The sequence below is a fragment of the Kitasatospora albolonga genome (genome assembly GCF_039535905.1).
Taxonomy (GTDB): Bacteria; Actinomycetota; Actinomycetes; order Streptomycetales; family Streptomycetaceae; genus Kitasatospora; species Kitasatospora albolonga.
Genome location: NZ_BAAAYB010000065.1, coordinates 91325 through 106615, shown reverse-complemented (window position 1 = coordinate 106615; position 15291 = coordinate 91325). Strand labels below are relative to the sequence as shown.

Genomic DNA, 15291 nt, shown 5'->3' with positions numbered 1-15291 from the left:
TCGTTCGACAACCGCCATGGTGAGGTCGGCCGGAACGGCAAAGTTACGTGCCGGTAATGTTTAGGCTCTCAGCCATGCGCCGAGCAAAAATCGTCTGCACCCTCGGGCCTGCCGCCGACTCGTACGAGCAGATCAAGGCCCTGGTCGACGCCGGTATGGACGTCGCCCGCTTCAATCTCAGCCACGGCTCCCAATCGGAACACGAGGAGCGGTACCGCCGGGTCCGCAAGGCCTCCGAGGAGACCGGCCGCAGCGTCGGGGTCCTGGTCGACCTCCAGGGTCCGAAGATCCGACTGGGCACCTTCGCCGAAGGTCCCGTACTCCTCGAACGCGGTGACGAGTTCACCATCTCCGTCGAGGAGGGCGTGGTCGGCGACCGCGACACCTGTGGCACCACCTACGACGGGCTGGCCGACGACGTCCGGCCCGGTGAACGCATCCTGGTCGACGACGGCCGGGTCTGCCTGGAGGTCGCCGAGGTCGCCGGCCCCCGGGTCCGCTGCACCGTCCTGGAGGGCGGGCTGATCTCCGACCACAAGGGACTCAACCTCCCCGGCATCGCCGTCTCGGTCCCCGCGCTCAGCGACAAGGACGTCGCCGACCTGCGCTGGGCCCTGCGGACCGGTGCCGACCTCATCGCCCTCTCGTTCGTGCGAAGCGGGGCCGATGCGGAGGACGTCCGCCGGATCATGGCGGAGGAGGGCCGGTTGGTGCCCGTCCTCGCCAAGATCGAGAAGCCGCAGGCGGTGGAGAACCTCGAGTCCATCGTCGACGCCTTCGACGGCATCATGGTCGCCCGCGGCGACCTCGGGGTCGAAATGCCCCTGGAGGACGTGCCGTTGGTGCAGAAGCGGGCCGTCAAGCTCGCCAAGCGCAACGCCAAGCCGGTCATCGTCGCCACCCAGATGCTGGACTCGATGATCAACGCCTCCCGGCCCACCCGGGCCGAGGCCTCCGACGTGGCCAACGCCGTCCTGGACGGCACCGACGCGGTGATGCTCTCCGGCGAGACCTCCGTCGGCAAGTACCCGGTCGAGACCGTCCGCACCATGGCCCGCATCATCAGCGCCGTCGAGGACGACGTCCTCGCGGCCGGCCTGCCGCCGCTGACCGACTCCAACAAGCCGCGCACCCAGGGCGGCGCCGTCGCCCGCGCGGCGGCCGAGATCGGCGACTTCCTGGGCGCCAAGTACCTGATCGCCTTCACCCAGTCCGGCGACACCGCGCGCCGCCTCACCCGCTACCGCTCACCGATCCCGGTGCTGGCCTTCACCTACGAGCCGGCCGTCCAGGGCCAGCTCGCCCTCACCTGGGGTGCCGAAACCTTCCTGGGCCCGTTCGCGGCCACCACCGACGAGATGGTCGCCCAGGTGGACGCCGCACTGCTCTCCCTGGGCCACTGCCAGAAGGGTGACATCGTGGTCATCACGGCGGGCTCCCCGCCCGGCCTGGCCGGCTCCACCAACCTCGTCCGCGTCCACCACGTGGGTGAACTCGACAACTGACCCGACGTCCGAAAAGGGCGGGGCGCGGCCATCGGGCCGCGCCCCGCCCTCAGCTGTGCCGGGTGCGGGATTCGAACCCGCAAGCCCTTTCGGGCAGATGTGTTTGAGACATCCGTGTATGCCGTTCCACCAACCCGGCGGGGGTGAGCGCTCAGAAGGATACCCTGTGCGCGCCTTCTGGTGCAGCTAGGTAGGCTCGTCCATGCAGCACCCCGCCGGAACGAGGAGCCCCGTGAGCACCGCCGACGAGCAGGCACAGCCGCTTGACACCGACTCGCCCCAGATCACCCGCATCGTCATCGCCGAGGACGAGGCGCTGATCCGCCTCGACCTGAAGGAGATGCTCGAGGAGGAGGGCTACACCGTCGTCGGTGAGGCCGGGGACGGCGCCACCGCCGTGAAGCTGGTCGAGGAGTTGAGGCCCGACCTGGCCATCCTGGACGTCAAGATGCCGGTGCTGGACGGGCTCTCGGCGGCCGAGCAGATCCACGAGGCGCACCTGGCGCCGGTGCTGATGCTGACCGCGTTCTCGCAGCGCGAGCTGGTGGACCGGGCCCGGGACGCCGGGGCGATGGCCTACATCGTGAAGCCGTTCAGCAAGAGCGACCTGGTCCCCGCGATCGAGATGGCGGTCTCCCGCTACACCGAGATGCGCACGCTGGAGGAGGAGATCGCCGACCTCACCCAGCGCCTGGAGACCCGGAAGCTGGTGGACCGTGCCAAGAGCGTCCTGCAGACCAAGTTCGGCCTGACCGAGCCCGCCGCCTTCCGCTGGATCCAGAAGACCTCGATGGACCGCAGGATGACCATGGCCGCCGTCGCGGAGGCCGTGATCGAGGAGGGCCACGCCCAGGACAAGAAGAAGGCCGAGGCGGCCGAGGCCTGAGCCCCGGCCCCGCGGCAAGCACGGCGAAGGCCCGCCCCTCCGAGGAGGGGCGGGCCTTCGCCGTGACGGGGGGTCAGTCCTCGCCGAGGTAGGCCTTGCGGACCTCGTCGTTGCCCAGCAGCTCGCGGCCGCTGCCGGTGAGGACGATCTTGCCGATCTCCATCACGTAGCCCCGGTCGGAGAGCGAGAGCGCGGCCTGCGCGTTCTGCTCCACCAGCAGGATGGTGGTGCCGGCCGCCTTGAGCTCGACGATGGTGGCCATGATCTTCTGCATCATCAGCGGGGACAGGCCCATGGAGGGCTCGTCCAGCATCAGCAGCTTCGGACGGGACATCAGGGCGCGCCCCATGGCGAGCATCTGCTGCTCGCCGCCGGAGAGCGTGCCGGCCGCCTGCTTGCGGCGCTCGCCGAGGATCGGGAAGAGCGTGTAGGCGCGCTCCACGTCCTCGGCGATGCCGGCGGTGTCCTTGCGGAGGAAGGCACCGAGGAGGAGGTTCTCCTCGATGGTCATCCGCGGGAAGATGTGCCGGCCCTCGGGGGAGTGGGCCAGTCCGAGCGCGACGATCTTGTGCGCGGGGACGGAGCCCAGCGGCTGCCCGTCGAAGGTGATGGTCCCGCCGGTCGGCTTGAGCAGGCCGGAGAGGGTGCGCAGGGTGGTGGTCTTGCCGGCGCCGTTGGTGCCGATCAGGGTGGTGACCTCGCCCTGGTTCGCGGTGAAGCTGATGCCCTTGACGGCCTCGATCTTGCCGTAGGCGACGCGGAGGTCCTGGACCTCGAGCAGCGCGGTCATTCGGCGTCTCCCGCCTGCGAGTCGGTGCCGGTGGTGCTGGTGGAACCAGTGGTGTCGGTGGCGGTCTCCAGGGGTGCGCCGAGGTAGGCCGTGATGACCCGCTCGTCGCCCTGGACGGTCTCCTTGTCGCCCTCGACGATCTTCTGACCCTGCACCAGGACGGCCGTCCGGTCGCAGAGGTTGAAGATGAACTTCATGTCGTGCTCGATCACCAGGATCGCGATCCCGAGGTCGCGGATGGCGAACACCAACTCCTCGGCGGCGTTGGTCTCCTGGGGGTTCATGCCGGCGGTCGGCTCGTCCAGCAGCAGCAGGCCGGGGTCGCTGGCCAGCGCGCGGGCGATCTCCAGCTTGCGCTGCTCGCCGTAGGGCAGGTTGCGGGCCAGGTGGTCGGCCTTGGCCGCCAGGCCGGTGAACTCCAGGAGCTCCATGGCCCGTTGGCGGCTGGCCGCCTCGGCCCGGTGGTAGCCGGGGCCGCGCAGGATGGCCGAGAACAGGCCCTCCTTGGTGCGGCTGTGCCGGCCGACCAGGACGTTCTCCAGCACGGTCATGTTGGCGAACAGCCGGATGTTCTGGAAGGTGCGGGCGATGCCGGCCTGGGTCACCAGGTGCGGCTTGGGCGGCAGCACGGTGCCCTTGTAGCTGACGGTGCCCTCGGTCGGGACGTACAGGCCGGTCAGGCAGTTGAAGAAGGTGGTCTTGCCGGCGCCGTTGGGGCCGATCAGACCGACGATCTCACCCGCGTTGACGGTGAGGTCCACGTTGTTGACGGCGGTGAGGCCGCCGAACTTCATGGTGACGCCGCGGGCGTCCAGCACCGTCTCGGTCGTGGTGGTGGTGCTCATCTGGGTGTTCACGCCCCTGCCTTGGTGAGGACGGTGTCGCCGGGCGTGGCCTGGGCGGGGATGTCGGCGCTCTCGTACTCCAGCTGCTGGCGGCGTCCGGCGACCAGGCCGGCCGGGCGCAGGCGCATCAGCAGGATCAGGGCGACGCCGAAGGCCAGCAGCTGGTAGTCCTTCAGGAACTCCAGCTTGGCCGGGATCAGGTAGAGCAGGCTGGCGCCGAGCAGCGGGCCGCTGATGGTGCCCATGCCGCCGAGGATGACGGCGGCGAGCAGGAAGGCCGAGTTCGGCGGGACGGGCCCGGCGAAGACGTAGACCTCGGGGGTCACGGCGCTCTGCACGTGGGCCTGGACGGCGCCGGCCATGCCGGCCAGGGTGGCGCCGAGCGCGAAGGCGATCAGCTTGACCCGGAAGCCGTTGATGCCCATGGCCTCGGCGGCGGTCTCGTCCTCGCGGATGGCGACCCAGGAGCGGCCGATCCGGGAGTCGGAGACCCGGCTGAAGACCAGCACCACGATCGCGGTGACGGCCAGCATCAGCAGCAGGTAGTTGGAGAACTTGCCGACCTCGAGTCCGAACAGGTCGTGCGGCTGGCCGAAGTCGAAGCCCAGGATGTTGACCTGGGGGATCGCGCCGATGCCGTTCGGGCCGTTGGTGATGCTCGGGCCGGAGGTGCCGTCCATGTTGTTCATGGCGATCCGGAAGATCTCGCCGAAGCCCAGCGTGACGATGGCGAGGTAGTCGCCGCGCAGCCGCAGGGTCGGGGCGCCGATCAGCACGCCGAAGACCAGGGCGGCGACCGCGCCGATCAGCACGGCCAGCGGGAACGGCGCCTGCCAGCCCCGGAAGACCGAGAACTGCGAGCCGGAGACCAGGGCGGCGGCGTAGGCGCCGACGCCGAGGAAGGCGACGTAGCCGAGGTCGAGCAGACCGGTGAGGCCGACCACGACGTTCAGGCCGAGCGCCACCGTGGCGAAGACCAGGATGTTGACCCCGACCAGGATGTAGAGCTCGCTGGACTGGGTGAACGGGAAGGCGGCCGCGGCGGCGAAGGCCCCGGCGGTGGTGACCGCGCGGTGACGGGCCGTCAGGGCGCTGAAGCGGCGCAGCAGTCCGGCCTGGGCCAGCGCGATCGCGCTGGGCACCACGGCGAACAGGTAGCTGGAGAACAGCTCCTTCTCGGCGCCGATGCCGAAGGCGAACAGCAGCAGGCCGACCGCGAAGACGGCGACGATCACCAGGACCTCGGCCCAGGAGCTCAGCGGCTTGGGGGCGCTGACGGGGCGTCGGTCCTCCGGCAGCGCGAAGGCGGCCAGGGTGAGCAGCGAGCCGACGGCGAGCACCCAGCCGCCGGGCTCCAGGTTGGCCAGCCCGCCGAGCTGGTAGGAGATCATCGTGACCGAGAGCCAGGAGCTCAGTACGGCGCCCAGGGCGAGCAGCCGCAGCGGCCAGGCGGAGCCGGCCGGGACGAGCCACTGCAGGCCGCGCACGCCGTAGGAGGCGAGCACGAAGAGCAGCGTCACCAGGCCGGAGCCGAGGGCGACCCACTGCAGGCCGGCCGGGGAGAAGTCGTACGTGAGGTCGCCGGGGAACTCGTCGGTCCAGGTCCAGGCGAGCATGGACGAGGCGGCGGTGAGCACGGCGCCGGCGGCCGTGACGGCGCGGGCGACGGGAGCGGGGAGGAAGGTGGTGGTCATCGCGGCCTCACGCCCGGTCTGCGACGCGCTCGCCCAGCAGACCTTGTGGTCTCACCAGGAGCACGACGATGAGGAGTACGAACGCCCAGACGTTGGCCCAGCTGGCACCGCCGAGCTGGTCGAGGCCGGGGACGTGCTGGATGTAGGCGGTGGCCAGCGATTCGGCGACGCCGAGCACCAGGCCGCCGAGCATGGCGCCGTAGATGTTGCCGATGCCGCCGAGCACGGCGGCGGTGAAGGCCTTGAGTCCGGCGATGAAGCCCATGGTGAACTCGACCTGGCCGTACCGGAGTCCGTGCGCGACCGCGGCGATGGCGGCGAACGCGGCACCGATCGCGAAGGCGACCACGATGATCCGGTCGGTGTTGATGCCCATCAGCTTGGCGGTGTCCGGGTCCTGCGAGGTGGCCTGCATGGCGCGGCCGGTGCGGGTCATCCGGACGAAGGCGCCCAGGATGATCATGCAGAGCGGGGCGGCGACCAGCAGGAAGAGGTCGTTGCGCTGCAGGGTGAAGGCACCGAGGTCGATCGCGTCGCCCTGGAAGTGCGGGAAGGTGCGGGCCTTCTTGGCGTCGGGGTAGAAGCGCCAGACCACCTGCTGGAGGGTGATCGAGAGGCCGATCGCGGTGATCAGCGGGGCGAGCCGGGGTGCGGTGCGCAGCGGCCGGTACGCCAGGCGCTCGGCGCCGGTCGCGACCAGGACGGAGACGATCACGCCGCCGACGATCATCAGGGGCAGGGCCAGCCAGAGCGAGGTGCCGGACGGCAGGAGCAGGTATGCGGTCAGCGCGCCGAAGCCGCCGACCATGAAGATCTCGCCGTGGGCGAAGTTGATCAGCTGGACGATGCCGTAGACCATCGTGTAGCCGACGGCGATCAGGCCGTACATCAGCCCGAGCATCAGGCCGTTGGCCAGGTTTTGCGGCAGTTCGTGCACCGCAGGCCTCCGTGGTGTGGGGTATGGGACGGGCGGGGGTGCTGTTGGCGCCCCCGCCCGGGTGCTGCATGGTGTGACTCTGGTGACCCGGCGTCAGAAGCCGGACCGGTTCAGCCGGTTCAGCCGGTGTAGGTGCCGCTCTTCACGGCGGCCCACTTGCCGTCCTTGACCTGGTAGACGGTCAGCTGCTTGTTGGTGGTGTCGCCGTACTGGTCGAAGGAGACCTTGCCGGTGGCGCCCTCGAAGGAGACCTTGCCGAGCGCGTCGATCACCTTGGCGCGGGCGTCGGACGGGAGCTTGCCGCCGTTGGCCGCGACCACGGCCTTGACGGCCTCGACGATCGACCAGGCGGCGTCGTAGGAGTAGCCGCCGTAGGCCGCGTACGGCTCCGGGTAGCCGGCCGCCTTGTAGCCCTCGATGAAGGCCTTGGCGGAGTCCAGCTGCTCGACCGGGGCGCCGACCGAGGTGGCGAGGTCGTTCTCGGCCTGGCCGTTGGCGAGCTTGATGAACTCGTCGTCGTAGAGGCCGTCACCGCCGAAGACCGGGACGGTGGCGCCGGCCTTCTTGATCTGGCCGCTGAGCGGGCCGCCCTCGGGGTACTCGCCGCCGTAGTAGACCGAGTCGGCGCCGGAGGACTTGACCTTGGTCGCGACCGCGGAGAAGTCCTTGTCGTCGGGGTTGATGTGCTCGGTGCCGACGACCTGGCCGCCCAGCTTCTTGAACTCCTCCAGGAAGATGTTCGCGAGGCCGGCGCCGTAGGTCTTCTTGTCGTCGATGACGAAGACCTTGGTCTTCTTGGCGTCGTTGTAGAGGTACTGCGCGGCGAACTTGCCCTGCACCACGTCGGTGGTGGCGGTGCGGAAGTACGAGGCGTACATGCGCTTGAAGCTCTGCTTGCCCCAGTCCGCGCCGAGGGACAGCTGCGGGTTGGTGTTGGCGGGGGAGACCTGGGCCAGCTTGGCGTCGTTGAAGACGCTCTGCATGGTCAGCGAGACACCGGAGTTGAGCGGGCCGACGACGCCGAGGACGTCCTTGTTGCCGACCAGCTTGGTGGCGTTCTGCTGGCCCGAGGACGGGTTGGCCTGGTCGTCCAGGGCCTCCAGCTCGAAGGTCACGCCGGGGACGGTCTTGTCCTTGTTGGCCTTCTTCACCGCGAGGTCGGCGGAGTTCTTGATGCCGAGGCCGAGGGCGGAGAGCTTGCCGGTCAGGGGCGCGTCGACACCGATGACGACCTTGACGCTGCCGCCGGCGGCGCCTTCTTCGGCCTTCTTCTCACCGCGCGAGCCGCAGGCGGAGACCGTGAGCGCTCCGGCGACCGCGATGCTCACGACAAGCAGTGAACGATTACGCACGAGGGTTCCCTTTCTGAGGAAAAGCACCGGGCCGGATGTGACGGGGTGCTCGTCGCGCGCTGGGGCCAGGCCCGATTGTGTGGCGCGGTGACTGGCCGTGACTCTAGAGCGCATTTCGCGGCTCGGGCAGGGGTGCGGACAGGCTGTGATTCTCTTGTTATGAGGACACGGCGGATTAATCTCACATGGTGGTCGTTCGCCCACTGTTCCCGGGTCCTTGACAGGAGCTTGACCCGTCCGTGGACCTGAATTGCCGCCAGAAATGCAGGTGGTCGGCGATCCGTCCGGTTATCGGACGCCGCCGTCCGGAGAGACGGTTTCGGCCGGAGCCGTCCGGATATCGGAACTTCGGCAGGCCGATCCGAGCCAGTGGGCCAGTGATTCGGAGTAAACCGCCCCCGGGATCTGACTCACCGTCTGGATTGCGCGGGTGTTACGCAGCGTTACATCGATGTAGGGCAGTCCCACTCCGATGGGTACGGTCGAACAGTCCGTCAGGTCGTACTCGAGCCGCAGGAGCAGCGGCCGTCCGGCCGCCGCGGTGAGCGGCAGTCCGCCCCGCACCGCGAGGCTGATCCCCGGGTACGGCTGGCCCACCGCCAGCAGGTCCACCGGGGCGTCCCCCTCCACCCGGAGCTCGGCCGACACCAGCAGGTGCCTGCCCTCGGCCCGCCCCTCGGCCGTCACCGTCAGCCTGGTTACCTGGGCCGGGTACGGGACCGGCGGCGGTGCGGCCCGGGCGGGCGGGTCGCGCTCCAGCGCGCGGAAGACCAGCAGGGCGACGACGGCGACCGCGAGGGCCAGGAGCGCGTACCGCCGCCGGAGCCCCAACTCCCGCTGCGCGCGCGCCAGTCGGCCGGTCGGACCGCCCTCGGTCCGCACCGTGCCGTCCCCGGCCTCCAACGGCCCGAGCCCGTCCCCGGACATGCCAGCGCCCCCTCGTCCGGCAGCTTCCTGCCCGGTGCGGACAGGTGCCAAACAAGGGGGCGTGGGGGGCGCGCGGGAAGAGCGCGCGGACGTGCGGGGGCTCGTGCGGTCAGAGGTCGCGGAGCATGCAGGTCAGCCGGCAGCTGGTGATCCGCTTGCCGGTGTCGTCCGTGATCGCGATCTCGTAGGTGGCCGCGGTCCGTCCCTTGAACACCGCGGTGGCCACGCCCGTCACCAACCCCGAGGTGGCGGACCGGTGGTGAGTCGCGTTCAGGTCCACCCCGACCGCGTACCGGCCGGGGCCGGCGTGCAGCATCGCGCCGATCGAACCCAGCGTCTCGGCCAGCGCCGCCGAGGCCCCGCCGTGCAGCAGCCCGTACGGCTGCTGGTTGCCCTCCACCGGCATGGTGCCGACCACCCGGTCCGCGCTGGCCTCCACCACCTTGATCCCCAGCCGGTCGCCGAGGTGGCCGCCGCTGAAGGTGGAGGGGTCGACGCCCAGCTTGGCGAAGTGGTCGAGCACGTCCTGCGGGACGTTCAGGATCGGGGCCGCGTCGGTCATGGTGCTCCTGCCGTTCGAGGGTCACTGCGAGATCACGTCGTGGTGCTGCGGTGGTGCTCCCGTGATCGTACGACCGCCCGCTCGCGGCGACACGGGGATGTCCCCGCCGGGCCATAGGATCGGTCAGTGGCAGAGCAATCGGCAGGAACGGACGTGGACGTGGCTACGCAGAGTACGGACAAGGCAGCGGCGAGCCCCGGGGAGCGTCCCCGGCTGATGCTGCTCGACGGGCACTCCATGGCCTACCGGGCCTGGTTCGCGCTGCCCGCGGAGAACTTCTCCACCGTCACCGGCCAGACCACCAACGCGATCTACGGCTTCGCCTCGATGCTCGCCAACACGGTGCGGGACGAGCGGCCGACCCACCTCGCGGTCGCCTTCGACCTCTCCCGGAAGACCTTCCGCTCCGAGGAGTTCCCCGACTACAAGGCGAACCGGGCCAAGACGCCGGACGAGTTCAAGAGCCAGATCGGCCTGATCCACGAGCTGCTCGACGCGATGCACGTCTCCCGGATGTCCGTCGAGGGCTTCGAGGCCGACGACATCATCGCCACCCTGGCCACCGCCGCCGAGGCGGCCGGCTACGACGTGCTGATCGTCACCGGGGACCGCGACTCGCTGCAGCTGGTCACCGAGCACGTCACCGTGCTCTACCCGACCAAGGGCGTCTCGGAGTTGACCCGCTACACCCCGGAGAAGGTCGCCGAGAAGTACGGCGTGACGCCGAGTCAGTACCCCGACCTGGCCGCCCTGCGCGGCGACCCGTCGGACAACCTGCCCGGCATCCCCGGCGTCGGCGAGAAGACCGCCGCGAAGTGGGTCAACCTCTACGGCTCCTTCGACGAGCTGGTCGCCCGGGCCGACGAGGTCAAGGGCAAGATCGGCGAGAAGCTCCGCGAGCACCTCGACTCGGTCAAGCGCAACCGGGTGCTCACCGAGCTGGTCCGCACCGTCGAACTCCCGCTCGCCGTCGACGACTTGGCGCGTCAGGCGTTCGACCGCGAGGCGGTCGGCCAGCTGCTGGAGTCGCTGGAGTTCCGCAACCCCAACTTCCGCGAGCGGGTCTACGCCCTCGACCCGGCCCCCGCCGACGAGGCCGAGGCGGCCCCCGCCCCCGGCATCGCCGTCGAGGGCACCCTGCTCACCGAGGAGGGCGCGCTCGCCGCCTGGCTGGCCGAGCACGCGGCCGGCACCGTCGCGGTCGCCGCCCTCTACCAGTGGGCCCTCGGCTCCGGCGAGGTCGAGCAGATCGCCCTGGCCACCGGCGAGACCGCCGCCTGGTTCGACCCGGCCGAGCTCGCCGAGGCCGACGAGCGCGCCCTCGCCGCCTGGCTGGCCGACCCGGCCCGCCCGAAGGCCCTGCACATCGCCAAGCAGGTGATGCGCGCCTTCGCCGAGCGCGGTTGGCGGATCGAGGGCGTGGTCGCCGACACCGCGCTCGCCGCCTACCTCGACAAGCCGGGCCGGCGCACCTTCACCCTCGACGTGCTCGCCGAGGAGTACCTGGCCCGCTCGCTGGCCCCCGCCGAGGTGGCCGAGAGCGGCCAGCTCTCCTTCGACGCCCCCGAGCACGACCCCACCGCCGGCGCCCAGGCCCTGATGGCCCAGGCCCGCGCCGTGCTCGACCTCGCCGAGTACTTCGACACCCGGCTCGCCCAGGTCGGCGCCGTGAAGCTGCTGCACGAGATGGAGCTGCCGATCGCCGAGCTGCTGGCCCGGATGGAGCGCACCGGCATCGCGGCCGACCGCGAGTGGCTCACCACCATCGAGTCGCAGTTCGCCGCCGAGATCCAGCGGGTGGTCGGCGAGGCGCACGCCGCGGCCGGCCACGAGTTCAACCTCGGCTCGCCCAAGCAGCTCCAGGAGATCCTCTTCGGCGAGCTCGCCCTCCCCAAGACCAAGAAGATCAAGACCGGCTACACCACCGACGCCGACGCGCTCGCCTGGCTGGCCACCCAGACCACCAACGAGCTCCCGGTCATCCTGCTCCGCCACCGCGACCAGGCCAAGCTGCGCACCACCGTCGAGGGCCTGCTCAAGACCGTCTCGCCCAAGGGCCGGATCCACACCACCTTCAACCAGATGGTGGCCGCCACCGGCCGGCTCTCCTCGCAGGACCCGAACCTGCAGAACATCCCGGTCCGCACCGAGGAGGGCCGCCAGATCCGCCGCGCCTTCGTGGTCGGCGAGGGCTACGAGGCCCTGCTCACCGCGGACTACTCGCAGATCGAGCTGCGCATCATGGCCCACCTCTCCGAGGACGCCGCGCTGATCGAGGCCTTCGAGTCCGGCGAGGACCTGCACACCACGGTCGCCTCCCAGGTCTTCGAGGTCGCTCCCGAGGCGGTCGACGCCGAGATGCGGCGCAAGATCAAGGCGATGTCCTACGGCCTCGCCTACGGCCTCTCCGCCTACGGCCTCTCCCAGCAGCTCGGCATCAAGCCGAACGAGGCCCAGGGCCTGATGGACACCTACTTCGAGCGCTTCGGCGGCGTCCGCGACTACCTGCACCGGGTGGTCGAGGAGGCCCGCGCAGTCGGCTACACCGAGACCCTGCTCGGCCGCCGCCGCTACCTCCCCGACCTCACCAGCGACAACCGCCAGCGCCGCGAGATGGCCGAGCGGATGGCCCTCAACGCCCCGATCCAGGGCACCGCCGCCGACATCGTCAAGATCGCGATGCTCAACGTGGACCGGGCGCTGACCGAGGCGAAGCTCTCCACCCGGATGCTCCTCCAGGTCCACGACGAAATCGTCCTCGAACTCGCCCCGGGCGAGCGCGAGCAGGTCGAGGCCCTGGTCCGCGAACAGATGGCCGCCGCCTACCCGTTGCGCGCCCCGCTCGACGTCTCCGTCGGCATCGGCGCCAACTGGGAGGAAGCGGCCCACTAGGGTTGCGGAAGGTACGCACCCGGGGGCGCGAGGAACTGCGCGATGCGGAAGGCGGCTCGCCGCACTGCCGGTCGAACAGCCCTCGCGCCCCCGGTGCGCTCACCCGTTGAACGCCGCGAACAGCTTCGAGAACTGGTACGGCGTCTGCGGCACGTTGGTGCACTTCGGCAGCGACCCGGTGCACGCGTTGGCGTCCCGCGTCATCTCCCAGAACGCCAGCTCACCCAGGTGGTTCTGCTGCGCGAACGCCACCACCTGCTGGGCGTCGGCGAGCCCGAACACCTCCGAGGGCGTGTCGTTCTGCCCCAGCATCGGCGTCAGCCCGGTCTTCGCCCACGCCTGGGCCGCCGTCAGCTCCGGCCACACCTGCCGCACCTGGGCCTGGGTGGACTGCCCGGACTGGATCACGTACGCGCCCATCTTCCCGGCCGGGCTCGGCGCGGCCCAGTCCCCGAAGTCCATCGCCATCGCGTTGACCACGTCCACCGCGAGCCCGGCGTTCTTCGCCGACTGCAGCACGTAGACCCCGTCGGCCGTCAGCCCGCTCGGCAGCACCGGCAGCGTCAGACTGACCTTCAGGTCACGCCCCTTGGCCCGCTGCGCCGCCTGCACCTGGGCGACGGCGGCCGAGCGCCGGTCCACCGAGGCCTTCTCGGTGACGGCGGTGCCCTCGATGTCGAAGTCGATGTGGTCCAGCCCGTAGACGTCGACCACCTTCTGGTACTGCGCCGCCAGCGCGGCCACGGTGGTGCAGGACTGCGCCAGCTCGGTCCCGTTGGCCCCGCCGAAGGACGGGCGCACGGTGCCGCCGGCCGCCCGGAAGGCGTCGATCTCCGGCTTGTACCAGCCGCTCGCCGGGTCGAAGGCGCCGAACCAACTGGCCGTGCAGGGCTGGCTCCCGTTGATCAGGAAGGCCAGCGAGAACTGCTTGAGCCCGCTCGCCGCCGACAGCGCCGTCAGGCTCGGCGTCGGGTACGCGCCCAGGTCCACGTACGGGGCGGAGGCCCCCGCCGCCGTCCCGCTGCCGGCCACGGCCGACACGGTCGCCGAGACGGCCGACTCGTTCCCGGCCGCGTCGAAGGCCGAGACGCCGAACACGTGGGTGCTCCCGGCCAGCAGGCCGCCGACCGTCGCGGTGGTGCCGGTCACGGTGGCCACCACTGCGCCGCCCTCCCGCAGGTGGTAGCCGGCCACGCCCTGGTCGTCGGTGCTGGCGTTCCAGGCGAGCGAGACGCTGCCCGGCCCGGTGCCGGAGACCTTCAGGCCGCCGGGCACGCTCGGTGCGGCGGTGTCGGCCGGCAGGCCGGCGCAGGGCTTGTCGTTCACGGTGCAGTTGGCCGGAGCGGTCTGCGGCGCGGAGCCGTTGCTCACCCCGAACCCGACCACCGCCGCCGTCGCCCCGGGCGCCAACGGCCCGGCCCAGCTCGGCGGGGTGACGGTGTACCGGCGCCCGCCGGTGACGGCGACGGAGGTGAGCGTGCCGTTCCAGGCACCCGTCACGGTCTCGCCGGCCGGCAGGTCGAAGGAGAGCGCCCAGGTGGCCACGGACGCGTTGGTGTGATTGGTGACGGTGTAACTGGCCTCGAAGCCGGTCTGCCAGTTGGAGGTGACCGCGTAGGTGGCGGTCACCCCGGTCACACCGGCCTCGGCATGGGCTCCCACCGCGGAGAGCGGGACGGTCAGGGCGGCGGCCGTGGCGGCTGCGATGGGCAAGGCGACGCGCCTCATGGGCGGGTACTCCTCAACGTGGGGTGGGGGATGGCAGCCGCGCGGCCTCCACAAGATGGTCCAGACCAATGCGGGTCGTCAATGGGAAACCCGCCCGTTAGGCGAAGTCTTTGCCATCTTCCGTGCAGCGGAGCCGAGTTGGCCGGACACCGCTTGACCTGCCGCTACGACTCCCTTAAGGCCCCGTTGAGTTCCGGTCAGCCCCTGCGGGCCCACGCCACCGCCTCCCGCACGTCCGCCACCTCGTCCCCCGCCAGCCGGTCCAGCAGCTCGGCCGCCCCCGGGGTCCGCCACCGCGCCACCGCGTAGACCAGGTCCTCCCGCACCTCCGGGTCGGGGTGCTCCGCCAGCCGGGCCACCGCCTCCACGGGCCCGCGCCCCCGCTTGCCCAACCAGTGCAGCAGTCGGCCCAGTTCGGCCGGATCGCCCGGGTCCCCGGCCGCCGCGAGCCGCTCCAGCAGCACCGGCACCTTCGGCCCGGGCAGGTCCGAGGGATCCGCCAGCCGCTCGCGCAGCCGCCGCCCGCCGTACTCGCCACGCCCCTGACAGCCGAAGCAGACGCACGGCCGGGTCCCGTGGACGCCGGGCGCGTACCGCCATCCCACGCCCTGCGGCACCGCCCGCACCCGCCGTACCTCGCCGGCCGTCACCGCCCGGGGCACGAAGACCTCCCACCCCAGCGGATCGCCCAACTCCCGTACCCGGCGCACCGCTTCGGCCGCCGTCACGGTCCGCTGGGCGCTCTTCGCCCGGTCCCGGTAGTGCCCGACCAGCACCGGCTGTCCGTCGTCCAGGCGCAGGTGCACGGCCACCATCCCGCCGCCCCGGGTGCCGCGCCGGGCCAGCTCCCGCAGCCACTGGTGCGTCACGGCGAACGACGGCAGCACCGGGAAGCAGTACACCCCGCGCTCGCCGCCCTGCCCCCAACTGTCGGCCCGCAGCCCGGCCCGCCGGATCTTCGGGGCGTTGGCCGCGGAACTGAGGTGTACGAAGGTCGCCATGCCGCGGATGCTAACGGCCCGTCGGCGACCCGGCCCGTCCTTTTCGGTGGGGCAGCACGGGGCGGCAGGGCAGCGACCCAGGGGCGCGAGGAACTGCGCGCTGCGGGAGGTGACTTCCCGTCTGCCGGGTACGGGCACTCACGTGCAAGTGGATCTCCGTACCCGGCACACG

General features: G+C 71.0%; 12 protein-coding genes and 1 tRNA gene. 3 read left to right on the top strand and 10 right to left on the bottom strand.

Features of this window, described 5'->3' with window-relative positions:
• Positions 1 to 74: 74 nt before the first annotated feature.
• Positions 75 to 1505 carry a pyruvate kinase gene (gene pyk / locus ABD946_RS16565; protein WP_345284274.1) on the top strand — a complete coding sequence of 477 codons (1431 nt, stop codon included), beginning with the start codon at positions 75 to 77 and terminating at the stop codon, positions 1503 to 1505.
• A gap of 56 nt (positions 1506 to 1561) precedes the next feature.
• Here the strand turns inward: pyk and ABD946_RS16560 are convergent.
• Positions 1562 to 1644: transfer RNA gene (locus ABD946_RS16560), tRNA-Leu, on the bottom strand.
• 93 nt (positions 1645 to 1737) lie between these two features.
• On the opposite strand from ABD946_RS16560, the gene ABD946_RS16555 reads away from it, so the two are divergent.
• On the top strand, positions 1738 to 2391 hold the full coding sequence (locus ABD946_RS16555) for an ANTAR domain-containing response regulator (RefSeq protein WP_345284273.1): 654 nt from the start codon (positions 1738 to 1740) through the stop codon (positions 2389 to 2391).
• A 73-nt stretch (positions 2392 to 2464) separates the two neighbouring features.
• On the opposite strand, the gene ABD946_RS16550 is transcribed toward ABD946_RS16555, so the two are convergent.
• The 7 genes from ABD946_RS16550 to ABD946_RS16520 all read right to left on the bottom strand — a co-directional run bounded on the left by ABD946_RS16550 (position 2465) and on the right by ABD946_RS16520 (position 9498).
• A complete protein-coding gene (locus ABD946_RS16550) occupies positions 2465 to 3181 on the bottom strand; it encodes an ABC transporter ATP-binding protein (RefSeq protein WP_345284272.1) in 717 nt (238 codons plus the stop codon).
• Complete coding sequence (locus tag ABD946_RS16545) at positions 3178 to 4026, bottom strand: ABC transporter ATP-binding protein (protein WP_345284361.1); 849 nt, start codon at positions 4024 to 4026, stop codon at positions 3178 to 3180. The genes ABD946_RS16550 and ABD946_RS16545 overlap by 4 nt, the downstream gene beginning before the upstream one ends.
• Positions 4027 to 4034: 8 nt before the next feature.
• Positions 4035 to 5720 carry a branched-chain amino acid ABC transporter permease gene (locus ABD946_RS16540; RefSeq protein ID WP_345284270.1) on the bottom strand — a complete coding sequence of 562 codons (1686 nt, stop codon included), beginning with the start codon at positions 5718 to 5720 and terminating at the stop codon, positions 4035 to 4037.
• 7 nt (positions 5721 to 5727) lie between these two features.
• A complete protein-coding gene (locus ABD946_RS16535; RefSeq protein WP_345284268.1) occupies positions 5728 to 6657 on the bottom strand; it encodes a branched-chain amino acid ABC transporter permease in 930 nt (309 codons plus the stop codon).
• A 119-nt stretch (positions 6658 to 6776) separates the two neighbouring features.
• On the bottom strand, positions 6777 to 8009 hold the full coding sequence (locus ABD946_RS16530) for a branched-chain amino acid ABC transporter substrate-binding protein (RefSeq protein ID WP_345284266.1): 1233 nt from the start codon (positions 8007 to 8009) through the stop codon (positions 6777 to 6779).
• A 288-nt stretch (positions 8010 to 8297) separates the two neighbouring features.
• On the bottom strand, positions 8298 to 8936 hold the full coding sequence (locus tag ABD946_RS16525) for a Tat pathway signal sequence domain protein (protein ID WP_345284264.1): 639 nt from the start codon (positions 8934 to 8936) through the stop codon (positions 8298 to 8300).
• Positions 8937 to 9045: 109 nt separating this feature from the next.
• Positions 9046 to 9498 (bottom strand): PaaI family thioesterase, encoded by a 453-nt coding sequence (locus tag ABD946_RS16520; protein WP_345284262.1) that lies wholly within the window; start codon positions 9496 to 9498, stop codon positions 9046 to 9048.
• A 216-nt stretch (positions 9499 to 9714) separates the two neighbouring features.
• On the opposite strand from ABD946_RS16520, the gene polA reads away from it, so the two are divergent.
• Positions 9715 to 12390, top strand: a complete 2676-nt coding sequence (gene polA, locus ABD946_RS16515; protein ID WP_345284359.1) for a DNA polymerase I — start codon at positions 9715 to 9717, stop codon at positions 12388 to 12390.
• A 99-nt stretch (positions 12391 to 12489) separates the two neighbouring features.
• On the opposite strand, the gene ABD946_RS16510 is transcribed toward polA, so the two are convergent.
• Together ABD946_RS16510 and ABD946_RS16505 are read right to left on the bottom strand one after the other, a co-directional pair.
• Positions 12490 to 14103: a cellulose binding domain-containing protein gene (locus ABD946_RS16510; protein ID WP_345284260.1), complete on the bottom strand. Its 1614-nt coding sequence runs from the start codon at positions 14101 to 14103 to the stop codon at positions 12490 to 12492.
• Between the two features lie 212 nt (positions 14104 to 14315).
• On the bottom strand, positions 14316 to 15119 hold the full coding sequence (locus ABD946_RS16505; RefSeq protein ID WP_345284257.1) for a HEAT repeat domain-containing protein: 804 nt from the start codon (positions 15117 to 15119) through the stop codon (positions 14316 to 14318).
• Positions 15120 to 15291: the final 172 nt, after the last annotated feature.